Consider the following 22,988-nt stretch of genomic DNA (forward strand, 5'->3'; position numbering starts at 1 on the left):
GGTGGGGCTTGCGATACCCATCGATTCCACCCACGCACAGCATGGGTGTCGCTGCGCTCCACCCATCCTGCGAAAGCCGCCATGCAGGCATAAAAAAACGGACCGGCCATCGCGGGGATGGCGGGTCCGTTGCGCAAACGCAGGGGGAGCGTCACCGGGGAAAGGTGACGCTCCAGACGCAGCCCCTCAGGCGTATGGCCCGAATTGCGTCAACGTTGCGATCAAGCCGGTTCGGTCAGCGCGCCCGCAGCGCGCGCGGGTAGTTGGCGGCCGGAGATCCGGTGGGCGTCACCCGCCGGTGCCGTGCCCTTATCGTAGGGTTTGGCCAGCAGCATGTAGACCAGGCCCGCGCCGATCACCACGACGGTGGTGAGGATCATCGAATAGTTCATGTACCAGGGCGCGTCCGGGGTGCGCGGCCAGACCATGTTGGTGATCGCCGCCACGCCGTAGACCAGCGCTGCGACGTTCACCGGCACGCCCCACTTGCCCAGGCTGAAGTGGCCGCCGGGCACCCAGCCCTTGGCACGGGCGATCAGCGAGGCGATGACGATCAGCTGGAAGGACACGTAGATGCCGATCGCGGCGAAGCCGACAATGGTGGCCACGGCGTCGCCCATGAACAGGCCCAGGCAGACGATGGCCGCCGGCATCACGCCCGCCACCACCAGCGCAACGGCCGGCACGTGATTGGTGTTGAGCTTGGACAGGGCCTTGCTGCCGACGATCATCTCGTCGCGGGCATAGGCGAACAGCAGGCGGCTGGCGGCGGCCTGCAGGCTCAGCACGCAGGACACGAACGACACCATCACCACCGCCATCACCAGCTTGGAACCCACCGGGCCGAAGGCGTTGGCGAGGATGGTGGTCACCGGGTCGGTGTCTTCGCCGTTGATCACGCGCTGGATGTCCGGCACCGAGAGGATCAGCGCCAGGCACGCGAACATCGCGGCGGCGCCGCCGATGTAGATGGTCATGCGCATGGTCTTGGGGATCATCTTGCCGGGGTTCGGGGTTTCCTCGGCGACGTCACCGCAAGCCTCGAAACCGTAGTACTGGAACAGCCCCGCCAAGGACGCGGCGAGGAAGGCCGGCCAGTAGCTGCCGTCGATCCTGATGTCGAAGGTGTTGAACAGCACGCTGAAGTCGTTGTGACGCTCGAAGATCAGCAGGTAGCCGCCCACCAGCAGCGCACCGCCCAGCTCGCAGATGAAGCCGAACATGGCGACGCGGGCCAGCAGTTTGGTGCCGGACAGGTTGAGCACGGTGGACAGCGCGATCAGCGCCAGGGCGATGCCGATGGCGGCGTTGCCGTGCATCTCGAAGCCGAGCATGGCGGCCATGTACGGGCTGGCGCCCACGGCGATGCCGGCGATGGAGGTGCACAGCGCCCAGGCATACACCCAGCCGACCATCCACGCCCAGCGCTTGCCCACCAGGCGCCGCGCCCAGGGGTAGACGCCGCCGGAGATCGGGAATTGCGAGACCACTTCGCAGAACACCAGGCACACCAGCATCTGGCCCAGGCCGATCAGCAGGTAGGTCCAGAACATCGGCGGACCACCGGCGGCCAGGCACAGGCCGAACAGGGTGTAGACGCCGACCACCGGCGACAGATAGGTGAAGCCCAGGGAGAAGTTCTCCCACAGGCTCATGCTGCGTTCGAAGTTGGAGCTGTAGCCGAGGGCAGCGAGCTGCTCGGCATCGGAATCGGTTACGCCAGCGGCACGCTTGGCAGGGGACCCACTCATCGTTGTTTCCTCTCGGGGGGTTGATGGGCAGAAGGCAATCGACCGGCAGGCCTCACGACGCCCGCCGGATCCCTTTTCGGGTTTTTAGTTGTGTGTACTGCTGTGGACTTACTGGCCGTCGTCGAACTGCGAGAGCCACTGCACCGTCTGCGGGTGGTAGCGGGTGAAGCCCTTGTAGTCGACGAGCTGCTGGTCGAGGCTCTTGAGCACGCGGTGCATGCGCTTGGCCCACGCCGGGTTGGTGGCGATGTCTTCCAGGCTCAGCAGGTAGGTGCGGATCGGGAACACGATGGCGTTGCTGCGCGGCAGACGGTGCAGCGGCTGCAGCTCGATGCGCAAGTAGACCTTCTGACCGGCATTCTCGGCGGTGACTGTGGTGCGGTCCGGCGCCCACTCGGGCAGGGATTCGGCGGACACGTCCAGGCGCGGGTTGACGGTCAGCGACCAGTTCAGGCGACGCACCGGGTGGCCGTTGCGCAGGCGCAGGAGGAACTTCAGCGCGCGGTCGAGCATGCCGGTTTCCTTGACCAGCGGCACCGGGCCGTGGAACTCGTGCCAGGCCATGCCCAGGTTGAAGCGCAACGAGTAGTCGGCGCGCTGGGTGGCGATGCCCGCGCCCCAGTACAGGGTGCCGTCGCGCTCTTCCTGCAGGACCCAGTCGCCCTGGGCCTGGCGGGTGACGTATTCCATCGGCTCATAGGGCAGGGTCGACGGATCACCGAAGGTGAAGGTGTCGTCGATGTTCAGCAGCTTGTTGGTCCAGTGCCAGCGGGTGCCGTCCTTCTCCAGGGAGAAGTACTCCGGGTAATCCTTGGCGTAGGACTCCATGATCAGTTCGAGCAGGTCCCACTGCGCCTCCATCATGTGCGGCGCGGAGACGTAGTGCATGCCCGGATCCTTCTCCAGGGTGATCGCACGGTCGCGGCACTCGCTGATGTAGTGCTCGTCGATGTCGAACACTGCGCGGAAGGCGTCGGTGCCCACCGAGACGTGCGGCTCCAGGTTCATCGAGTACATGTACTCGTCGTCCGGGAAGGGCCAGGGCGCGCGGTCGATGCAGGCCTGGCTGTTGGCGTAGGTGTAGTCGTCGCGGTAGGTTTCGTCGGGGCGGAATTGGATGGTCATGGTCGTTCTCCGGCTCAGCAGTCGATGACCAGCCGCGAGCACTTGGCGCGCGACACGCAGGGCATGATTTTCTGGTTGGCGGCCTTGTCCTCGTCGGACAGCCAGTCGTCGGTGTGGAGGATTTCTCCGTCCAGCTCCAGGACGTTGGTCTCACACATGCCGCAGGCGCCGCCGCGGCACAGGTACGGAATTTCGTGGCCGGCGGCCTCGGCGGCTTCCAGCAGGCTCTGGTCGGGCGACACGTCGATGGTTGCGCCGCTGCGCGCCAGGGTGACCTGGAACGCCTCGCCGACGCTGCCCTGTTCGAGGAAGCGCTCGTAGTGGATGTGGCTGTCGGTCCAGCCGTGGGCGTGGGCGGCGTCGATGGTCGCCTGGATCATGCCCTCGGGGCCGCAGACGTAGACGTCGCTGCCCAGCGGCCGGTCGGCCAGCACGGCGGAAATGTTCAGGCGCTCGCCGCGGTCGTCGCGGTACAGGCGCACAGCGTCGCCGTATTCCTGCAGCAGTTCTTCACCCAGGCGCGCATGGGCGTTGCCGCGCACCGCCAGGTGGACTTCGAAGGGCGTGCCGCGCAGGCGCAGTTCCGCCAGCTGCGAGCACACCGGGGTGATGCCCACGCCGCCGGCGATGAACAGGTGCAGGCGTGCGTGCTTGCTCAGCGGGAACAGGTTCACCGGGCGGAGGATTTCCAGCTCGTCGCCTTCCTTCACCACGTCATGCATGTGCTTCGAACCGCCACGGCCTTCTTCCACGCGGCGCACGGCGATCTGGTAGGCGCTGGCGTCGTAGGGCGAACTCATCAGCGAGTAGGCGTTGCGGTAGGTACCGCTGGCATGGGGCATCAGCACCACGACGTTGCTGCCGCCGGAGAACGGCGTCAGGTGCGCGCCATCGGTGGAGGCCAGGGTGAAGCGCTTGATCTCCGGGGTCACCTGCTCGATGCGGGTGACGCGGACGTTCAGGGTTCCGTTGGACTGGCTCATGTGTCGAGCTCCTCGGCATCGGGCAGTTCGCCGGGGACTTCGGCGTCGGCCTTCACCGCCTGGAACGCGGCGAGGCGGCGGGAGTAGTGGTCGCGGACCACCAGGGTGCGGGCGCAGTGCGGGCACTCGAAGACGCGCTGGGTGACGTTCTCGGTGTAGCCGTCGCAATGCACGCACCAGACGCGGCGGACGAAGGAGCCGGCGTGTTCGCGCAGCACTTCGTCCTTGTTCAGGTTGATCGCGTCGGCGGCCTGCATTGCGGTGCCGATGAAGCTCTCGGAGCCGGCCAGGTAGAGGCGGGTCCCCATGCGCGACTGGCCCAGCAGCGCGTGCAGGTCATCGACCAGCGCACGGTTGCTCGGGTAGATCGACAGCTCGACGTCGGTGATGTCGCGCAGCGCGGCGAGGTGATCCTGGCCGGAGAAGGATTCGGTGGCGTACAGCACGCGGATGGGCGCGCTGCGCGGCATCTCGGCGAGCAGGCGGAGCATGGCGGCGCCGCCGCTGCCCTGGCCGGCGATGATGTGGTGGTGACCACCAGCGAGCGGGCGCAACTGGTCGTAGACCGGCCGGCTCTTGATACCTGTGATGAGCATTATTCTTGTGCCTCCAGAACTGCCGGCTCTCTCGGTCAGGAGCGCCGGCGCGATTCGAGGACCCGTGCACGGCCACGGGTCGGAGATACACAGAGCACAGGCTGTGCCAAATAGTTAAGTGATTGAAATTAAAAGGAAAAGTAAAAATATGAAAACGCAGGTGTAAGCAGAAATGACAACGCCTGTAGGCAGGCTTGCAGCGGTGGAATGTCGCAGGGGGATTTCTGCCGGATGCGGGAAGGCGGCGTGACCGGGTGGTCCCGTGCAGGAGTTGGATTTCAGTGGGGCGGATTCTCCGCTCCACCCATCCTAAGGGGAGCGGAGGGGGCTCAATCGTCCCGCTGCAACTTGCGGATCAGCGTGCCGACATCGATGCCCAGGTGGATCGCCGCCTTGCGCTTGCTGCCGCACAGGCGCACCGCGCGCAGGATCACCTGGCGCTCATAACGCTGCACCTGGGCCTTGAGTGGCTGGTCGTCGATGGCCGCCGCCGGTTCGTCGTGGGCGACGGGGCTGCCGGCCGGTGGCGCGCCGAGCAGTTCCGGCGGCAGGTGCAGCTCTTCCGCCACGTCGTCGGCCAGCACGGCGAGGCGCTCGAAGATGTTCACCAGCTCGCGGATGTTGCCGGGGTAGTCGTAGTCCAGCAGGCGTTCACGGCATCCCGAAGCGAGTCGCAGCGGCGGCTGGCGGTCGCGGTTGATGCGCGCCAGGAGGATGTCCATCAGCACCGGCAGATCGTCGCGGTGGGCGCGCAGCGGCGGGATTTCCACCGGCAGCACGGCCAGGCGGTAGTAGAGGTCGGCGCGAAACTCGCCGGCCGCCACCTGGGCGCGCAAGTCCTTGTTGGTCGCGGCGATCACCTGCACCTGGACCTGTTTCGACAACGGCGAACCCACCGGCTGGATGGTGCCGTCCTCGAGGAACTTGAGCAGCTTGGCCTGCACCTGCAGCGGAATTTCACCAATCTCGTCGAGGAACAGCGTGCCGCCCGAGGCGCCCTCGATATAGCCGCGCTTGCCCGACTGCAACGCGCCGGTGAAGGCGCCGCGCTCGTAACCGAACATCTCCGACTCGAACAGGGTTTCCGGAATGCTCGCGCAGTTCACGTCGATGAAGGGGCGGTCGCCCCAGCCGGCGGCGCGGTGGATATGCCGGGCGATGGCGGTCTTGCCCACGCCGGGCTCGCCGAGCAGCAGCAGGCGCGCGCGGCGGCGGAAGGCGCGCACGCCCATGTCGGCGATGGAGGAGAGCAGCGGCGACATGTGCAACGCATTGTCCTGCGGGTCGCCCAGCCCCTGCAGGTCGGTGGTCGAGGCGCGCCCGGAAGGGCTGCGCAGGCTGCCCGCCGTGCCCGGCTCGTACTCGCGCTGGATCAGCAGGCAGTAGGGCTTCTCGTAGGCCGTGGTCGGCACGGCCTGGGCGCGGGTGAGGAACACCCGGCCATCGCGCGAGCGGGTCAGCGCGCTCTTGCCGCCGCGGCGCAGGGCCTGTTGGAAATCGTCGAACTGCAGCGCCGAACGCTGGAAGAAGTCCACATCCGGCAGGCCCAGCACGTCCACGCGGGTCACGCGGTTGACCCGCTCGGCCGCAAGGTTGATGAAGCGCACCCGCGAGTCGCCGTCGCAGACGATCAGCGCCTCGCTGAAGCTGTCGAGCAGCGCATGCAGCGCCGGTGTTTCCAGCAGGGCGGAGAGCATCTCGCCCGACGCGCTGACCGATGAGCGCATGCCCATGCGCAGCGGTGCGAAGAAGCCTTCTTCGCTCATGGATGCAGCTCCGTCGCGTTGTTCGCCTGGCGCAGCACGAAGACGCGCCAGGCCACACCCTCGCGGATGAGGATGCGCGAGCAGTGGCTGTTGAAGGACTGGTAGTTGCCGAACTGGTCGGGCAGGTCGAGTACCTGCCAGGTGCGTTCGGGCAGTGGCATGCGGTTCAGCGTCGAGGCCAGCCCGGCGGCGCGGGTGATGCCGAAGGTCTGCTCGAAGGCCGCGTTGCGCCATTGCGGCTGGGCCTGCTCGTCGATCACCAGGACGGCGTCGGGCACTGCGTCGAACACCCGGCGCAGCGCTTCGATGCGTTGCTCGGCGTCGTGCTGCATGCGCAGCTCCTGGCTGACGTCGCGCAGGCTGCCCCACATGCGCAGCATGCGGCCGTTGTGGATGCTGGCGCGCACGTCGTTCTCCACGTAGGCCGGCGAGCCGTCATGGCGGCGATCCACCGACAGCGCGCCGTCGACGTGGAATTCCGCCTCGATCAGGCGCCGGACGAACTCTTCGTTGGCCGGGCTGCGTGGCCAGTACAGGCGCACCGGCTGCTCGCTGAAATCGACGTCGGCGGGCATCTCGTAGATGTTGGCCATGGCGCGGTTGCACATGCGCCAGTAGGAGCGATTTTCGAACACCTGGCGGACGATCTCGTCGGGCGTCTCGCGCACGTCCACCGACTCGGCGAACTCGATGCACCAGTAAGCGACCCGCGCGCTGAAGAGCATCTGGCTCATCACCTCGTTGGCGCTCTGCAGCTCACCCAGGCGGCGGCTGATCGGCCCCAGTGGCATCTTCACCAGGTGCAGGCGAGCCGGCTCGCCGTCGCGCCATTGCAGCACGCCGCTGGCGAGCACCGGCAGCAAGCCGCCATTGTGGCGGATCAGCGTCAGCTCCAGGTCCTGCACGCGTTCATCGGCCGGCGGGCTGGCGAACAACTGCATCAACGCGTTCAGCGAGTCCGCGGTGTAGATCAGCTCGGCGCCCTGGCCGTCCAGCGAACCCGGTGCGTAGCCGAGCTGATCGGTCTGCTCGGCGGAGACTTCGATGAAGCGTCCCTGGGACGTCAGGCTGTCGGACAGCAGCAGGCCCCTGTCCAGCAGCAGTTTCAGTGGGTCCATTTTTCCCTCCAAGGCAGATCTCCAAGGCAAATTCCCAACACGGCGATGCGGCCGCACGGCCGCAAACGAGCGGCACTCAAGGAGACCAAGGCATGTTGCATGCCAGCCTGAAACGCCCGTGTGCCACGGGGTTGCATGCACGGGTGTGTGCAAAAACGCAGCACTGAGGGCAACCCTGCAGCGCAGTTTGCAGAGTATCCGCTGCAGGGTTGCAGCGCCGCGCCGGGCGATGGAAGGCGCGGCGATTTCGTGGCAAATACTGGCCAGTTGATAGCTTTTGAGTTCGTTTGAGGTGCTGGCGCTGCTAGGATGCGCGCGCGTTTCGCTCCCTGAAGCGCCCGTCCCAGAGCCCGTTCCCTACAAGAGGCCGCCATGCGCAAGCACCGCCGTTTGACCTTCCGCCATATCGGCCAGATCAACGTGACCAACCGCCTGAGTGGCGACCCCATGGGGGTGGTCCTGGACGTCTCGATGGGTGGCCTGCGGCTGGTGACGGAGGAGCCGCTGGCGCCGGGCAGCTGCTACGACATGCGCCTGGAGATTCCGGTGCGCGAGGATCACACCCGCTCGGTGGATATCACTGCGATCTGCCAGTGGTCGAAGAAGGACGCCAAGACCGCGCGCTTCGAGCAGGGCTTCAAGCTGGACCGGCCGAGCGCGGCGTTCACCGAGCTGGTGACGTCGATGTCGGTGAGTTTCAACCGCAGTCTGTTGGGGCGGGCACGGTTGTCGTGATGGGGTTGGCTTGGGTGCGGGCCTGTTGCACCCTCTCCCCAGCCCTCTCCCTGAAGGGAGAGGGAGTCGTTCGGTGTGCGCTGCAACCACAGTGTTAGCCGGCGAGCGCTGAACCTCCAGCCCACTCGGGATAGTCCCCTCTCCCTTCAGGGAGAGGGTTAGGGAGAGGGCAACACCCAGCTCCGGGCTCCCTGGAACTCCCTACCCCAACGTCCCCATAATCTGCACCCCCACCCGCTCCGGAATTTCGTTCTGCGACAGCACGTGCAGCCCCGGACTGAACACCCGCGCGTAACGCGCCAGCAGCGGTCGCAGCTGCGGCATCACGGTGAGGATCGGCGGGTGGCCTTCCTTGCGCAGCTTTTCCTTCACCACCGGCATGCTGTGCTGCAGCTGGTTGAGCAGGCTGGGCTCCACCGGGATATTGTCCAGGCTCACCGGGCCGGCCTGCTGGGCGATGCTCAGGGCGCCGAGCAGGGTGTTCTCCAGGGCGTTCTCCAGCACGAACACGCTCAGCTCCGGGCGGTCACCGGCAATCGAGGAAACGATGCTGCGGCGCAGCGCATAGCGCACGTCGGAGGCCAGCAGCACCGGGTCCTTGGTAGTCTCGCTGCCTTCGAGCAGGGCGCTGGCGATGGTGACGATGTCCTTGAGCGCCACTTCTTCCTGCAGCAGCTGGCGAAACACCCGGTGCTGCTGCGAGTAGGTCAGCTGCGCCTTCAGCGATTCGGCCAGTTTGGGCGCCTGCAAGGTCAGGCGCTGCATCAGGTGCTCGACGTCGTCGTGCTTGAAGATGTCCGGCAGGTGCTCGCGCACCACCTTGTTCAGGTGCGTGGCGACCACGCTGGCGCAGTCGATCACCTGGTAGCCCAGGTTCAGTGCGCGGGATTTGTCCGCCGGGAGAATCCACACCACCTGCATGCGGTAGGCCGGGTCGACGCCGAGGATGCCGTCGATCTCGCCGTAGAGTTCCGGCGAGGGAATCGCCATCAGCCGGTCGGCGTGGATTTCCGCGCCGTCGATGCGCTCGCCGTTGATGTGGATGGCGTACTGCGAGGCCTTCAGGCGCAGGCTGTCGCGGATCTGCACTTCCGGCAGGAGGAAGCCCAGGCTTTCCGAGAGCGTCTGGCGCACCCCTCGAATCCGTTGCGGCAGCGGCGCGCCGCTGGCCTCGTTGACCAGGCTGACCAGCTTGTAACCCAGCGAGATCGACAGGCGCTCCACCAGCGGGATGTCTTCCCAGCCCAGTTGCTGCGCGCGCTCCTGGTCCATGGCCTGCGTCAGCGCCTGGGTCTGCTCCAGCGTCTGCGCCTCGATGGGCGGGCCGGCCAGCGACAGCCGCCAGGCGATGAAGGCCACCAGTGCGGCGAAGGCGAAGAAGGCGATGTGCGGCATGCCCGGGACCAGGCCGAGCACCACGAGGATGCCGGCGACGGTGTAGAGCAGCGACGGCGAGGCCAGCATCTGCTTGCGCACCAGGCTGGTGATTTCCGCCGACTCGTTGACCCGCGTGACGATGATTGCCGCCGCGGTGGACAGCAGCAGCGCCGGGATCTGCGCCACCAGGCCGTCGCCGATGGTCAGCAGGGCGTAGCGCTGGAAGGCCGCACCGGCCGGCAGGTCGTAGACGAACACACCGATGGCCAGGCCGCCGAACAGGTTGATCAGCAGGATCAGGATGCCGGCGATGGCGTCGCCGCGGACGAACTTCGAGGCGCCGTCCATCGCGCCGTAGAAGTCGGCTTCCTTGGCCACTTCCGAGCGGCGGCGCTTGGCTTCGTTCTGGTCGATCAGGCCGGCGTTGAGGTCGGCGTCGATGGCCATCTGCTTGCCGGGCAGGGCGTCCAGGGTGAAGCGCGCGGTCACCTCGGAGATACGCTCGCCGCCCTTGGTGATGACCATGAAGTTGATGATCATCAGGATCACGAAGACGATCAGGCCGACGATGAAGTTGCCGCCGATCACCACGTGGCCGAAGGCTTCGATCACCTTGCCGGCCGCGCCCGTGCCGGTGTGGCCGTCGAGCAGCACCACGCGGGTGGAGGCGACGTTCAGGGTCAGGCGCAGCAGCGTGGTGACCAGGATCACCGTGGGCAGCAGGGAAAAGTCCAGCGGACTTTTCGACGACACGCTGACCAGCAGCACCAGGATCGCCACCACGATGTTGAAGGTGAACAGGGCGTCCAGCACCAGCGGCGGCAGCGGCAGGATGATCATCGAGAGGATCGACAGGATGATCAGCGGGATGCCGATGCGGCCGCTCTGGAAGGTCGGCAATAGTGACTGCAGTAGGCGCATGGTCAGACTCTGTTCAGCAGTTCTTCGGGAATGGGGACGTTCTTGATCAGTTCCGGCCGCTCACGGCGCCCGGAGCGCCAGGCCTTGAGCTGGAGGATGTAGGTGAGGACGTGGGCCACGGCCTTGTACAGCTGCGCGGGGATCTGCTGGTTCACCTGGGTGGTGGCGTAGATGGCGCGGGCCAGTGGCGGTAACTCGAGCACTTCCAGGTCATGGGCCCTGGCCAGCTTGCGGATGTACAGCGCGGTCTCGTCCAGGCCCTTGGCGACCACGTAGGGCGCCTGGGCCTTCTTGGGGTCGTAGCGCAGCGCCACGGCAAAATGCACCGGGTTCACGATCACCACGTCGGCGGTCCTGATCGTCTTGCTGATCTGCCGGTGCACCAGCTGGCGCTGCATCTGGCGGATGCGCGCCTTCACTTCCGGGCGGCCTTCCTGGTTCTTGTGCTCTTCCTTGCGCTCCTGCTTGGTCATGCGCAGTTTCTTCTTGAAGAAGAAGTACTGGATCGGGATGTCGATGACCGAGAACAGGATGAACACCACCAGCAGCGACAGGGTGATGTCGTAGAAGGTGCCGAAGGCGGCGGCAATGGCGCTGTGCACGTTGCTGCGCTGCAGCGCCAGCAGGCCGGGCAGGGCGCCGTGCAACTGATAGAGGGCGACGAGGATCAGCACGACGATCTTGAGCAGCGACTTGGCCAGCTCCGTCCAGTTCTGCATCGAGAAGATGCGCCCAAGCCCGGTGATCGGGTTGAGCTTGGACAGCCTGGGCATGAAGTTCTTGCTGGAGAAGATCCAGCCGCCGGGGATCATCGAGAACAGCACCACCAGCAGCGGCGTGACCAGCAGCGGCAGCAGCGTGGTGATGAACAGCACCAGGTGGTGGCCGAGCACCAGCGGCAGGTCGTCCAGGCCGATCTCGCTGTGCCGCAGATCGATGAAGGACAGCGCAAAGCCCTGCCTGATGCCATCGTAGAAGTGCTCCACGCAGAACTTCAGCGCGACCAGCGTGGCCAGTAGTGAGAGGGTGGTGGAGAGGTCCTTGGAGCGGCTGACCTGGCCATCCTCGCGGCTCTTTTTCAGCTTCTGCTGGGAGGCCTCTTCGGTTTTCTCCTGGGCGCTGTGCTGGTCAGCCATGGCGCCCCTCGCGGAAGATCACGCCGATGGCGTCGAGCAGCTGGCGGGTGAGCTTGAGGTAGTTCTCGGGGATGTCCGGCAGGGTCAGCCAGATGCACGCCAGGCCCGCGATGATCGCCATGGGAAACCCCAGGGAGAACAGGTTGAGTGCCGGCGAGATGCGGTTGAGCAGGCCGAAGCAGAACTGCACCAGGGTCATGCAGAACACCACCGGCAGGGTGATCAGCACGGCGGCGGAGAACACCCAGGCGAGGCTGCCGGCCACCGACTCCAGCCCCAGGTAATGCAGGCCGCTGCCTACCGGCCAGTAGACGAAGCTCTGGTAGAGGATGCTCACTACCAGCAGGTGGCCGTCGATGGAGAGGAACAGGAACACCAGCAGGATGAAGTACAGCTGGTAGAAGATCGAGGACGACGACACGCCGTTCATGGGGTCGTTGTACACCGCCATGCTCAGGCCCAGTTGGGTGGAAATCACGTCGCCCACCAGGGTGAACACGGTGAACACCAACATCAGCGCAAGGCCCAGCATCAGGCCGAAGGCAATCTGCTCCAGCGCCACCAGCAGGCCCTGCGCGGACAGCGGATCGATGGCCGGCGGGCGCGGCAGCGCGGCGCCGAGGGCGACGGTCAGGGCCAGGCCAAGGAGGATGCGCAGGCGCATGGGGATCGCCTTGTGGCTGAAGATCGGCGCCAGGGCGAACACCGCCATGATCCGGCAGAAGGGCCACCACCAGGCCTGCAGCGTTTGCAGGTAGTCGAAGGCCTGCAGGATGGATGCGCCTTGCTGCATGGCATCAGCCGACCAGGCGGCCCGCCTGGTGGAACGACTCGATGAACAGCTCCGAGAGCGTGCGCAGGATCCAGTGGCCGGCGAACACCAGCATCCCCAGGGTGATCAGCAGGCGCGGGAGGAAGCTGAGCATCTGCTCGTTGATCTGCGTGGCTGCCTGGAAAATGCTCACCAGCAGGCCGCCGATCAGGCTCGGCACGATCAGCACGCAGACGATCAGCGCGGTGATGTGTACGGCGTTGGAGACGATATCGACGGCGCTTTCCGGAGTGAGCATCTTTGGTTTTCCGTCAGGGCCGCTAAAACGGCTGCACGCTGCTGGTCAGCGTGCCCATCATCAGGGCCCAGCCGTCCACCAGCACGAAGATCATCAGCTTGAACGGCAGCGAGATCATCATCGGCGAGAGCATCATCATGCCCATCGCCATCAGCACGCTGGCCACCACCAGGTCGATCACCAGGAAGGGGATGAAGATCATGAAGCCCAGCTGGAACGCGGTCTTCAGCTCGCTGAGCACGAACGACGGCAGTAGCAGGGAGAAGTCCAGGTCGTTGAGGTTCTCCGGCACCGTCTCGCCGGCCAGGCTGACCATGGTTTCCAGCGAGGTGCGGTTGGTCTGCGCGAGCATGAAGCGGCTGAGGGTCTGCTTGGCGCGGCCCAGGCCGTCTTCCAGGCTGATCTGGTCGGCCTCGAAGGGCTGGTAGGCGTTGCTGTAGACGTCCTGCCAGACCGGGCGCATGACCAGCAGGGTCATCACCAGGGCGATGCCTACCAGCACGTTGTTCGGCGGGCTCTGCTGCAGGCCGATGGCCTGGCGCAGGATTGCCAGCACGATGACGAAGCGGGTGAAGCAGGTCATCAGCATGAGCATCGCCGGAAGGAAGCCCAGCAGGGTCATGACGATGAGGATCTGCAGCTTGACGCTGAAGGCCTGGCCGTCCGCCGTATCGTGCAGGTTGAACAGCGTGACCTCGCCGCCGGCCGCCTGCGCGTAGAGCGGGCAGAGCGCGGCGATGAGCAGGCCAAGCGTGGCCAGGCAGCGGGACAGCATCACGCCGTCAGGGCGTCGAGGCTGGCGCCGCACAGTTCGAGCACGCGCAGGCCGTAGTTGCCGTTCATCACGACCACCTCGGCCTTGGCGAACAGCGCGCCGTTGACCTTCACGTCCAGCGGCTCGCCGGCGAGCTTGTCGAGGATGATCACGCTGTTGGCGTCCACGTCCATCAGCTCCTTCAGCGAGATTTCCACCGAGGCGACTTCCAGGGTGACGTTCACCGGGATCTTGCCGAAGAAGGCCAGGTCCTGCTGCGGCAGCGGCGCGCGCACGGGGTCGGCGGGGATGTCGGTGACGTCCTGGGTGAGGCCCAGGTCGCCGTCGTTGATCAGCGACTCGAACTCGGAGTCGGAGAGAGAACCGGTCATGGGTTTTTCACGCTTTCCAGGGAGGAGAGGAAGAGGGTGCCGTCGTCTTCGAAGATGGCGCCGCGGAACAGCTTCTGCTGGTTGACCCGCACGTCGACGCGCTCCAGCGGGCGGATCGTCAGTACATCGCCCGGCTCCAGGGCCAGCACCTGAGACAGCGGCAGGCGCGCGGCGGCGACCACGCAGTCCAGGCGCAGAGGCAGGTGCTTGATGTGCTCCACCGGGTTGCCGGTCATGCGTGGCGGTGGCGGGCCGGCGAGGCGGCGGGTCAGTTCGTCCGCCAGCGGGTTGTCCAAGTAGAGGTAGAGCGAGGAGCGCTCGCCGGTCAGGTGGCTGACGTAGCTGAACTCGGCGACGTACTCCCACTGCACTTCTTCATAGGTAGGGTCGATCTGCTGCAGGCGGCCGACCGATTCGCCCATCAGCAGGGCGCGGCCGAACAGATCCACCACGTCCAGGCCGAGGCGGTCGAGCATGCGCTGCTCAGAGCTGCTGATCGGCGGCGTGTCGCGGCTGGCGACCACGGTGCCACCGTAATAGCACTCGATGACTTCGGTGAGCAGGGCACGGTCCATGGCGAAACCGAACTTGCCCAAGGGCGAATCGAATAAACACTCCAGTTCACGGGGAAGTTCCTCGTGAAGGGTCAGGTTATCCAGTTCGAGATTGATTCGATAATGCCGCAGGAAGTAGTCGCTGATAATCCGCGGATATTTTCCGGAGATCTCTTTGATGTACTGCGGGATCTTGTGATAATGCCGGCCGAGTTTCTGCGGTTTCAGTCGAATCAGACTATCGGCGGGCACGCCATGGTGGACTTTTGATTTACCAGTCATGCTCAGCGTCGTACTTCCAGGTTCGATCTGCCATCTGCCCAAGGACACGGGAGGTGTCATGACCGCCGGGATCGGCTGATCGTTGCTCGCGGCATGCTCTGTCTTTCAGGAAGCCCGTGACTGCTGCATCACAGGCTGCTGACGTGGCGCAATGATAGCGATCTGAGGTCGTACGATTAAATCAATAGATATCAAATGCTGTTTTTGACGGAACTTTTTGTCTATTGATTTAAATTAATCGGCGGGAAGCTATGGCGTAGTGCTGGCACTTGTTAGTGTGGGTGAGTTAGTTACAGGTTGCAGCGACTTCAGTTATGACGAAGTTGTTGCAATGCCACCCGTGAGATAGCCGATCCGCAAAGAAGTTCCGCAGTCGCCGATAACAGTTTTCGGCCGATGCTGGCGTTGAACGAAGGAGGGTTGTCGAACGCACTAGCGAATGGAAAGTTGCGGTGAACAGTTTAAGCCAGTCGATCGACCAATTATGTGAAACGCTGCTCGAAGAGCGGCCGGCGCAGAAAAAAGTTGCGATCATCGGGCCGTCCTCGGACGCCGCTCACGCCCTTCTTTTGCAGACGCTGCTGGCCGAAGGCTGCCGCGTCGAGCGCTTCTCCGGCTTTGCCGAACTGGCCCGTGCGCGCTGCGATGCCTCCCTGCTGTTCATCCTCGCCGGCGCCTTCCCTGCTCCTGATCTTTATGCACAGGTCGGCGCGCTGCTCAGCGATGGCCGCGAGCGCGACGTGGTGCCCATCGTCGGCTATGAAGAGCAGGACAAGGCCGCCACCCTGCTCGACCTGGGTTGCGTCGATTACCTGCTCTCGCCCTTCGGCGCCGGCCAGCTGGCCGCGCTGCTGCGTCGCCAGGAAGCCTCCAGCGCCGCCCAGGAACTGTTCGTCTCGCGCTCCCAGGCCGGCCGCCGCCTGCTGGCCATGGCGCAACGGGTCGCGCAGACCCGCGCACCGATCCTGGTCACCGGTGAAACCGGCACCGGCAAGGAACTGCTGGCCCGCTACATCCATGGTATCGCCAGCCCGGACGCTCCCTTCATCGCGGTGAACTGCGCGGCGATCCCCGAGGCGATGCTCGAATCCATCCTCTTCGGCCACGAACGCGGCGCCTTCACCGGCGCGGTGACTGCCCAGCCGGGCAAGTTCGAACTGGCCAACGGCGGCACCCTGCTGCTGGACGAGATCGGCGAACTGCCGATGGCCTTGCAGGCCAAGTTGCTGCGCGTGCTGCAGGAGCAGCGCGTGGAGCGCCTGGGCGGTCGCCGCGAGATCGAGCTGGACGTGCGCATCATCGCCGCCACCAACCGCGATCTGCAGGCCGAAGTCAGCGAGGGGCGCTTCCGCGCCGACCTGATGTTCCGCCTCGACGTGCTGCCCCTGCACATCTCGCCCCTGCGCGAGCGCAAGGAAGACGTGCTGCCGCTGGCACGCCGCTTCATCCGCCAGTACGCCCCGCAGGATGCCGAGCACGACCTGCTTACCGAAGCCGCTGGCCGCGCGCTGTTGCAACACGACTGGCCGGGCAACGTGCGCGAGCTGGAGAACACCCTGCAACGCGCCCTGGTGCTGCGCAACGGCCTGTTCATCCAGCCCCGTGACCTCGGCCTGGCCGCGCCGGATGCACCTGTCGGTACCGTCGCCGCGGTGATCCCGCTGGCGGCCGAAGGCGGCCGCGCCGCGCTGCGCGCCAGCGGCAAGCTTGCCGAGTACCAGCACGTCATCGACACCATCCGCCGCTTCGGCGGGCACAAGACCAAGGCCGCCGAGAGCCTGGGCATGACTACCCGCGCGCTGCGCTACCGGCTCAACGCGATGCGTGAGCAGGGCGTGCAGGTGCAGTTCTGATTTCGTTTCCGGGGGAAACTTCCATGAGTTCGATCATGCAGGTGCAGCAGGACATGCTGGACCGGATGAACCGTTACGCCGACCTCGCCAGCGGCCCGGCCGTGCGGCCTGCCGCGCAGCTCGCCACGCAGTTCAACGAGCGTGCGCAGGCCCCAGGCATCGGCGCCAGCTTCGAGCAGGCGCTGCGCTCGGTGGACGCCGAACAGCACAAGTCCAGCGCCGCCATGGCTGCGGTGGACAGCGGCCAGAGCGAAGACCTGGTCGGCGCCATGATCCAGAGCCAGAAGGCCAGCGTGTCGTTCTCCGCGCTGCTGCAGGTGCGCAACAAGCTCACCGGCGCCTTCGACGAAATCATCCGCATGCCGCTGTAAGGACTGACAGTGCTGCAGAATCTCAAAGGGCGCCTGCCGCTCGACAAACTCAAGCTCGACCCGCGCCTGGGGCTGCTCGGCATCGCCCTGGGTGCCGCCCTGCTGGCCGCTGCCGTGGTCTTCTACCTGTGGCGCGACCAGGGTGCCTACCGCCCGCTGTATGGCGCGGGCGAAGCCTACCCGGCCGCCGACGTGATGCAGGTGCTGGACGCCGAGGCCTTCGACTATCGCCTGCACCCGCAGAGCGGCCAGGTGCTGGTGCGCGAGGAAGACCTGGCGCGCGCCCGCATGCTGCTCGCAGCCAAGGGCGTGAAGGTGTCCATGCCGGCCGGCTACGAGCTGTTCGACAAGGACGAGCCGCTGGGCACCAGTCACTTCCTACAGGACGTGCGCCTTAAGCGCAGCCTGGAAGGCGAGCTGGCCCGGACCATCATGGGCCTGAAGGGCATCGAGCAGGCGCGCGTGCACGTCGCCCGCGAGGACAGCAATTCCTTCGTGGTCGGCCGGCGTGACCCGGCCAAGGCCTCGGTGCTGCTGCAACTGGCGCCCGGCCAGCGGCTGAGCCCGGAGCAGGTCGGCGCCATCGTCAACCTGGTGGCCGGTAGCGTGCCGCAGTTGAAGCCCGAAGACGTCAGCGTGGTGGACCAGAACGGCGTGCTGCTGTCGCGCGGCATCAGTGGCGTCGGCGCTCCCTCGCAGAACTGGCAGGCGGTCGACGAGTACCAGCGCAAGGCCGTGGGCAATGTCGAGGAAGTGCTGGCGCCGGTTCTCGGCCTGGGCAACTACCGCATCAGCGTGTCTGCCGACATCGACTTCAGCCAGAAGGAAGAAACCCTGCAGGCCTACGGCGAAGCGCCGCGCCTGCGCAGCGAAGTGCTGCGCAACGAGAGCACGCTGGATCAGCTCGCCCTCGGCGTGCCCGGCTCGCTGAGCAACCGTCCGCCGGAGCCGCCGCCGCAACAGCAGCAGGGTCAGAACAACGCCCAGGGCAATAACCAGGCTGCTCCGGGTAACGGCAAGGTCGCCAATACCGACAACAAGGCCGCGACCTCGACCCGTGAGGAAGCCACCCGGCAGAACGACTTCGACCAGAGCGTCACCCACATCAAGTACCCGGCCTTCGCCCTGCGCCAGCAGAGCGTCGCGGTGGTGATCAACGCCTCCACCGCGCCCGAGGGCGGCTGGACCGACAAGGCCCGCGCCGACCTCGAAACCATGGTGAAAAGCGCCGTGGGCTTCAATGCCCAGCGCGGCGACCTGATCACCGTCAGCGTGTTCCCCTTCGCCGCCACCGCGGTGGAAGAGTCCTCCGCCAGCTGGTGGGAGAGCAGCGCCCTGCAATCACTGGTGCGCTACACCGTGCTCGGCCTGATTGCGCTGCTGTTCCTGCTGTTCGGCGTGCGCCCGGCAGTGCGCAGCCTGACCCAGCGCGCGCAGCCCATGGCCACCGCCGAGCTGCCCGAAGGCAGTGCCGAGTATCCGTTGGCGCTGGACGCCGAGCGGCGTCTGTCGCTGGGCAGTGAAAGCGTCGGCGGGCTCAACGTGCTCGGCGAGCTGAACCCGCTCTCGGAAATCCGCCTGCCGGCGCCGGGCTCGGGCCTGGAGCACCAGATCGAGCATCTGCAGATGCTGGCGAAGAACGACCCGGAACGGGTCTCGGAAGTGATCAAGCACTGGATTGGCCGCAATGACCGACACGAGCCTGCCTGAAGAAACGAAAAAGCGCGGCCCGCAGATGCGCGCCGTGAGCTCCCTGGAACAGGCGGCGATCCTCATGCTGAGCATGGGTGACGAAGCCTCTTCCGGCATCCTGCGCAATTTCAGCCGCGAGGAGATCGTCAGCATCAGCCAGGCGATGGCGCGGCTGTCCAACGTCAAGCAGAACACCGTCTCCGACGTGATCGGCCGGTTCTTCGACGACTACAAGCTGCAGTCCAGCATCAAGGGCGCGTCGCGCTCCTACCTCGCCGGCATGCTTGGCAAGGCGCTGGGCAGTGACATTACGCGCAACCTGCTGGACAGCATCTACGGCGAGGAAATCCGCGCCAAGATGGCGCGCATGGAGTGGATCGATCCCAAGCAGTTCGCCGCGCTGATCGCCAAGGAACACGCGCAGATGCAGGCGGTGTTCCTCGCCTTCCTGCCGCCGGGCATGGCCACCGACGTGCTCGAAGCCATGCCGCCGGAGCGCCAGGACGAGCTACTGTTCCGCATCGCCAACCTCAGCGAAGTGAACAGCGATGTCATCGCCGAGCTGGAGCAACTGATCGACCGCAGCCTGCGCGTGCTCTCCACCCAGGGTTCGCAGGTGCGCGGGGTTAAGCAGGCGGCGGACATCATGAACCGCTTCAAGGGCGACCGTAACCAGATGTTCGAGCTGCTGCGCGCCCACAACGACGACCTGGTTGGCAAGATCGAAGACGAGATGTACGACTTCTTCATCCTCTCCCGGCAGAACCAGGAAGTGCTGCAGACCCTGCTGGAAGTCATCCCGCTGGACGAGTGGGTGGTTGCCCTCAAGGGCGCCGAGCCCGAGCTGGTGCGCGCCATCCAGGGCGCCATGCCCAAGCGCCAGGCGCAGCAGATGGAGTCCATCAACCGCCGCCAGGGCCCGGTGCCGCTGAGCCGCGTGGAGCAGGTGCGCAAGGACATCATGGGCGTGGTGCGCGAGCTGGCCGCCGAGGGCGACCTGCAGGTACAGCTGTTCCGCGAGCAGACGGTGGAGTAACCGCGCATGGCGATCAAAGTCATCAAGGCCGACAGCCGCGCCTGGCGCCCGTACCGCTTCCCGCCGCGCTGCGCCACCGCCAGCGCCGACAACCATGGCTGGGACAGCGACCCGGCGGCGCGCCAGCGCGCCATCTCCGAGGGCTTCCAGGAAGGCCTCGAGCGCGGCTACCAGGACGGCGTCGGCGAAGGCCGTGAAGCCGGCCTGCGCGAAGGTTTCGAGGCCGGTCGCCAGGACGGCCTGCGCAAGGGCCGCGAGGAAGGCCGCGCTACCGGCCGCCAGGTGTTCGACGAGGCCAGCGCGCCGCTGCAGGCCGCCGTCGAGGCCTTCGGCGAGTACCACCAGGCCTTCCAGCGCAGCCGTCAGAAGGAGCTGCTGGAGCTGGTGCAGAAAGTCGCGAAACAGGTCATCCGCGTCGAGCTCACGCTCAACCCCACCCAGTTGCTGACCCTGGCCGAGGAAGCTCTCGCGGCCATGCCGGGTGAGCAGGGCGACGTGCAGATCCTGCTCAACCCGGAAGAATGCGCGCGCATCCGCGAGCTGAACCCCGAGCGCGCTGCCAAGTGGAGGCTGGTACCGGACGAGCGACTGGCGCTGGGCGAATGCCGCGTGGTCACCGCCCAGGCGGAAGCCGACATCGGCTGCCAGCAGCGCCTGGACAGTTGCATGGAAGCCCTGAGCGCGCACCTGCAGGACGAAGACTGAGATGGCCCTGGGCGACGGCTTCAAGCTCGAAGAAGCGCTGCGTTCGCTGGACTCGGTCCAGCTGGCGCGGGTCAGCGGTCGCCTGGTGCGCGTCTCCGGCCTGCTGCTGGAAAGCCTCGGCTGCCGGCGCATGACCGGCCAGCGCTGCTACGTGGAAGTCGCCGACGGCGAGCGCCTGGAGGCGCAGGTCGTTGGCTTCAACCGTGACATCACCTACCTCATGCCCTTCAAGAAGCCCGTCGGCCTGACCTCCGGCTCGCGGGTCTTCCCGGCGCCGGACGAAGCCGTGCTGCACATCGATCATTCCTGGCTGGGGCGCGTGGTCAACGGCCTCGGCGAACCGCTGGACGGCCTCGGCAAGCTCGCCGGCCGCCACCCGCTGCCTACTGAATTGCCGAACGTAAACCCGCTGCGCCGACGCCCGGTGTCCGAGCCGCTGGATGTTGGCGTACGCGCCATCAACGGCCTGCTGACCCTGGGCAAGGGTCAGCGCGTCGGCCTGTTCGCCGGCAGCGGCGTGGGCAAGAGCGTGCTGCTGGGGATGATCACCCGGCAGACCAGGGCCGATGTGGTGGTGGTCGGGCTGATCGGCGAACGCGGCCGCGAGGTGCAGGAGTTCATCCTGCACTCCCTCGGCCCGGAAGGGCTGCAGAAGGCCGTGGTCGTGGTGGCGCCGGCCAACGAGTCGCCGCTGATGCGGCTGAAGGCCACCGAGCTGTGCCACAGCATCGCCGCCTACTTCCGCGACCAGGGCAAGGACGTGCTGCTGCTGGTCGACTCCCTGACCCGTTACGCCATGGCCCAGCGCGAGATCGCCCTGGCCCTGGGCGAACCACCGGCCACCAAGGGCTACCCGCCGTCGGTGTTCGGCATGCTCCCGGAACTGGTGGAAAGCGCCGGCAACGGCGAGGGCGAAACGGGCAGCCTGAGCGCCATCTACACGGTGCTGGCCGAGGGCGACGATCACCAGGACCCGATCGTCGACTGCGCCCGCGCCATCCTCGACGGGCACATCGTGCTGTCGCGCCGGCTGGCGGACGTCGGGCACTATCCAGCCATCGACATCGGTGCCTCGGTCAGCCGTTGCATGAGCCAGGTGGCGGACCCGCTGCACCTCTCCGCGGCGCGGCAGTTCAAGGAATTCAGCGGCACCTATGAGCGCATCAAGGAGCTGATCCCGCTGGGCGGCTATACGCCGGGCATGGACGTGAAGACCGACCGCGCCGTGCAGCTGGCGCCCATGCTGGAGCGTTACCTGCGCCAGGAGACCGCCGACGGCGCCGAACTGGGCAATAGCGTCGCCACCCTGCAAAGCATCGTCGGGGTCCGCTGATGAAGGCGCAGATCGACATGCTCGGGCGCCTGGCCGACGTGCGCGGCGGCAAGGTCCGCGAGCTGCTGGGACGGGTGAATTACCAGCAGAACCTCTGCCAGCGCTACCGCAACAACATCACCGGGCTCGACCGCCTGTGCGGCTTCAGCGTGGCCACCAGTACGCCGCTGCAGCGACACAACCAGCAGCAGTACAAGGCCACCCTGCACAAGATGCTGCAGTTGCAGCGCCGCGAGCTGGAAGTCGCCGAACAGACCCTGGCGCGCATCCAGGGCGAGCTGATGGCGGCCATGCGCAGCGAGAAGGTGCTGACCCAGGTGATCGAGGCCAAGGTCGGCCAGTGGCAGCTGCAGCTTGCGCAGCAGGAACAGAAAATCCAGGATGGCCTCGCCGCGCAGTCCTGGTGGCGGGCGCGGGCGTGAAGCCCATGGCGCATAACTCGTTCCGTAGGGCGAATAACCGCTTGCGGTTATCCGCCGGCTCTTAAGTCTCTGTGAAACACGGCATTTAAGTTTTCCTCCGAGGCGGTCGCCCTCTGAGGGAAAGGCCCAAAGACATTCGGATACCGACCATGGAAATCACCCGGCAACTGACCAGCGTCGCGCTGGCCACCAGCGAGTCCGCCAAGAGCGCGCGCAGCGAGCGCGTCGCCCCGGTGGCGGAGACCAGTGCGAGCGCGCCGGTCAGCGATTCGCTGCGCCTGGACGAAATGCAGGAAACCCTGCGCGCCATGCCTGACGTGGACCAGAGCCGCGTCGCGGAAATCCGCCGCGCACTGATGAATGGCGAGCTGCAGAACGACACCAGCGTGCTCGCCACCAGCATCCTCTCCTACCATCGCGGCAGCGACGCATGACCCAGCGCGCGCGGCTGCTGCAGGTCATCGAGCAGGACATCCAGCAGGATGGCCGCGATTGCCTGGCGCTGCGCGAGCGCCTGCAGGAGTTATATCGCCACCTGCTGGCGCGGGACAGCGTGCAGATCGAAGCGCTGAACCCGGACATCCAGGCACTGCTCGAAGGCGTCGCCGGCCGCGCCCAGCGCCGCAGTCGCGTGCTGCGTGCTTTCCACCTGCCGATGGACGCCGAGGGCATGCGTACGCTGCTGTCCAACTACCAGCCGCCGCGTCGCGAGGAACTGCAGCAGGAGTGGCTGCAGCTGGGCCAGCTCACCGCCCAGTGCAAGCGCCTCAACGAGCGCAACGGCAAGCTGCTGGCGATGCACCACGACATCCTCAGCCAGCTCATGAGCGACCCGCGCGAACAGCCGGTGTATTCGCGCCAGTTGTACTGATCTGCCGCAGGGCGAGCTGCGATCAGGTTCAGCACTGGACTCCCCCTGTAGGAGCGGGCCATGCCCGCGATCGCGCGCATGGCGCGCTCCTACAAAAAGCGCGGCTGCCAAACACCCCGCCGAAACCCCTTAACGAATCCCTCCC

Annotated in this window: 23 protein-coding genes; 10 read left to right on the plus strand and 13 right to left on the minus strand. The window is 66.1% G+C overall.

The features are described 5' to 3' along the window. Nucleotides 1-221 precede the first annotated feature (221 nt). The 6 genes from IB275_RS01025 to IB275_RS01050 form a co-directional block, all read right to left on the minus strand. Nucleotides 222-1,751 (minus strand): APC family permease, encoded by a 1,530-nt coding sequence (locus IB275_RS01025; protein ID WP_192294104.1) that lies wholly within the window; start codon nt 1,749-1,751, stop codon nt 222-224. Between the two features lie 108 nt (nt 1,752-1,859). Continuing rightward, entirely contained in the window at nt 1,860-2,876 is a 1,017-nt protein-coding gene (locus tag IB275_RS01030) for a heme-dependent oxidative N-demethylase family protein (protein ID WP_192294102.1), read from the minus strand. 14 nt (nt 2,877-2,890) lie between these two features. Continuing rightward, the gene (locus IB275_RS01035) at nt 2,891-3,859 is read right to left on the minus strand and encodes a PDR/VanB family oxidoreductase (RefSeq protein ID WP_192294100.1); all 969 of its coding nucleotides are present in this window, start codon (nt 3,857-3,859) and stop codon (nt 2,891-2,893) included. Then, on the minus strand, nt 3,856-4,455 hold the full coding sequence (locus IB275_RS01040) for a dimethylamine monooxygenase subunit DmmA family protein (protein WP_192294098.1): 600 nt from the start codon (nt 4,453-4,455) through the stop codon (nt 3,856-3,858). Before IB275_RS01040 ends, IB275_RS01035 begins: the two co-directional genes overlap by 4 nt. 329 nt (nt 4,456-4,784) lie before the next feature. Then, a complete protein-coding gene (locus IB275_RS01045; RefSeq protein WP_192294096.1) occupies nt 4,785-6,221 on the minus strand; it encodes a sigma-54 interaction domain-containing protein in 1,437 nt (478 codons plus the stop codon). Next, entirely contained in the window at nt 6,218-7,339 is a 1,122-nt protein-coding gene (locus IB275_RS01050; protein WP_192294094.1) for a PAS domain-containing protein, read from the minus strand. Before IB275_RS01050 ends, IB275_RS01045 begins: the two co-directional genes overlap by 4 nt. Nucleotides 7,340-7,711: 372 nt before the next feature. Between IB275_RS01050 and IB275_RS01055 the strand changes: the two genes are divergently transcribed. Next, nucleotides 7,712-8,074, plus strand: coding sequence for a PilZ domain-containing protein (locus IB275_RS01055; protein WP_192294092.1), 363 nt, complete (start codon nt 7,712-7,714; stop codon nt 8,072-8,074). A 201-nt stretch (nt 8,075-8,275) separates the two neighbouring features. Here IB275_RS01055 and IB275_RS01060 read toward each other — a convergent pair whose 3' ends face one another. From IB275_RS01060 to IB275_RS01090, 7 genes are read right to left on the minus strand one after another with little or no spacing between them, the layout of a single operon-like run. After that, the gene (locus IB275_RS01060) at nt 8,276-10,372 is read right to left on the minus strand and encodes a flagellar biosynthesis protein FlhA (RefSeq protein ID WP_192225558.1); all 2,097 of its coding nucleotides are present in this window, start codon (nt 10,370-10,372) and stop codon (nt 8,276-8,278) included. Between the two features lie 2 nt (nt 10,373-10,374). After that, on the minus strand, nt 10,375-11,508 hold the full coding sequence (gene flhB / locus IB275_RS01065) for a flagellar biosynthesis protein FlhB (protein WP_192294090.1): 1,134 nt from the start codon (nt 11,506-11,508) through the stop codon (nt 10,375-10,377). Beyond that, entirely contained in the window at nt 11,501-12,301 is an 801-nt protein-coding gene (gene fliR, locus IB275_RS01070) for a flagellar biosynthetic protein FliR (RefSeq protein WP_192294088.1), read from the minus strand. Before fliR ends, flhB begins: the two co-directional genes overlap by 8 nt. 4 nt (nt 12,302-12,305) lie before the next feature. After that, nucleotides 12,306-12,578 (minus strand): flagellar biosynthetic protein FliQ, encoded by a 273-nt coding sequence (locus IB275_RS01075; protein WP_045213351.1) that lies wholly within the window; start codon nt 12,576-12,578, stop codon nt 12,306-12,308. A gap of 22 nt (nt 12,579-12,600) precedes the next feature. Continuing rightward, nucleotides 12,601-13,353 carry a flagellar type III secretion system pore protein FliP gene (fliP, locus tag IB275_RS01080; RefSeq protein WP_151188966.1) on the minus strand — a complete coding sequence of 251 codons (753 nt, stop codon included), beginning with the start codon at nt 13,351-13,353 and terminating at the stop codon, nt 12,601-12,603. Then, nucleotides 13,353-13,724 (minus strand): FliM/FliN family flagellar motor switch protein, encoded by a 372-nt coding sequence (locus IB275_RS01085; RefSeq protein WP_192294086.1) that lies wholly within the window; start codon nt 13,722-13,724, stop codon nt 13,353-13,355. Before IB275_RS01085 ends, fliP begins: the two co-directional genes overlap by 1 nt. After that, nucleotides 13,721-14,560: a FliM/FliN family flagellar motor switch protein gene (locus tag IB275_RS01090; RefSeq protein WP_138213265.1), complete on the minus strand. Its 840-nt coding sequence runs from the start codon at nt 14,558-14,560 to the stop codon at nt 13,721-13,723. The genes IB275_RS01085 and IB275_RS01090 overlap by 4 nt, the downstream gene beginning before the upstream one ends. A gap of 473 nt (nt 14,561-15,033) precedes the next feature. On the opposite strand from IB275_RS01090, the gene IB275_RS01095 reads away from it, so the two are divergent. The 9 genes from IB275_RS01095 (at nt 15,034) to flgN (ending at nt 22,843) form a co-directional block, all read left to right on the plus strand. After that, nucleotides 15,034-16,413, plus strand: coding sequence for a sigma-54 dependent transcriptional regulator (locus IB275_RS01095; RefSeq protein WP_405307707.1), 1,380 nt, complete (start codon nt 15,034-15,036; stop codon nt 16,411-16,413). A 23-nt stretch (nt 16,414-16,436) separates the two neighbouring features. Further along, the gene (fliE, locus tag IB275_RS01100; protein WP_192294075.1) at nt 16,437-16,784 is read left to right on the plus strand and encodes a flagellar hook-basal body complex protein FliE; all 348 of its coding nucleotides are present in this window, start codon (nt 16,437-16,439) and stop codon (nt 16,782-16,784) included. Between the two features lie 9 nt (nt 16,785-16,793). Beyond that, nucleotides 16,794-18,494, plus strand: a complete 1,701-nt coding sequence (gene fliF / locus IB275_RS01105; protein ID WP_192294073.1) for a flagellar basal-body MS-ring/collar protein FliF — start codon at nt 16,794-16,796, stop codon at nt 18,492-18,494. Further along, nucleotides 18,472-19,512 carry a FliG C-terminal domain-containing protein gene (locus IB275_RS01110; protein ID WP_045213334.1) on the plus strand — a complete coding sequence of 347 codons (1,041 nt, stop codon included), beginning with the start codon at nt 18,472-18,474 and terminating at the stop codon, nt 19,510-19,512. The genes fliF and IB275_RS01110 overlap by 23 nt, the downstream gene beginning before the upstream one ends. A 6-nt stretch (nt 19,513-19,518) precedes the next feature. Next, nucleotides 19,519-20,217, plus strand: coding sequence for a flagellar assembly protein FliH (fliH, locus tag IB275_RS01115; protein WP_138213261.1), 699 nt, complete (start codon nt 19,519-19,521; stop codon nt 20,215-20,217). Between the two features lies 1 nt (nt 20,218). Continuing rightward, nucleotides 20,219-21,550 carry a flagellar protein export ATPase FliI gene (gene fliI, locus IB275_RS01120; RefSeq protein ID WP_192294071.1) on the plus strand — a complete coding sequence of 444 codons (1,332 nt, stop codon included), beginning with the start codon at nt 20,219-20,221 and terminating at the stop codon, nt 21,548-21,550. Next, complete coding sequence (locus IB275_RS01125) at nt 21,550-21,972, plus strand: flagellar FliJ family protein (RefSeq protein ID WP_192294069.1); 423 nt, start codon at nt 21,550-21,552, stop codon at nt 21,970-21,972. The genes fliI and IB275_RS01125 overlap by 1 nt, the downstream gene beginning before the upstream one ends. 149 nt (nt 21,973-22,121) lie before the next feature. After that, complete coding sequence (flgM, locus tag IB275_RS01130) at nt 22,122-22,406, plus strand: flagellar biosynthesis anti-sigma factor FlgM (RefSeq protein WP_045213327.1); 285 nt, start codon at nt 22,122-22,124, stop codon at nt 22,404-22,406. Next, complete coding sequence (gene flgN, locus IB275_RS01135) at nt 22,403-22,843, plus strand: flagellar protein FlgN (protein ID WP_192294068.1); 441 nt, start codon at nt 22,403-22,405, stop codon at nt 22,841-22,843. Before flgM ends, flgN begins: the two co-directional genes overlap by 4 nt. The last annotated feature ends 145 nt before the right edge of the window (nt 22,844-22,988 follow it).

The organism is Pseudomonas sp. PDM21 (genome assembly GCF_014852505.2).
In the GTDB taxonomy this organism is placed as follows: Bacteria; Pseudomonadota; Gammaproteobacteria; order Pseudomonadales; family Pseudomonadaceae; genus Pseudomonas.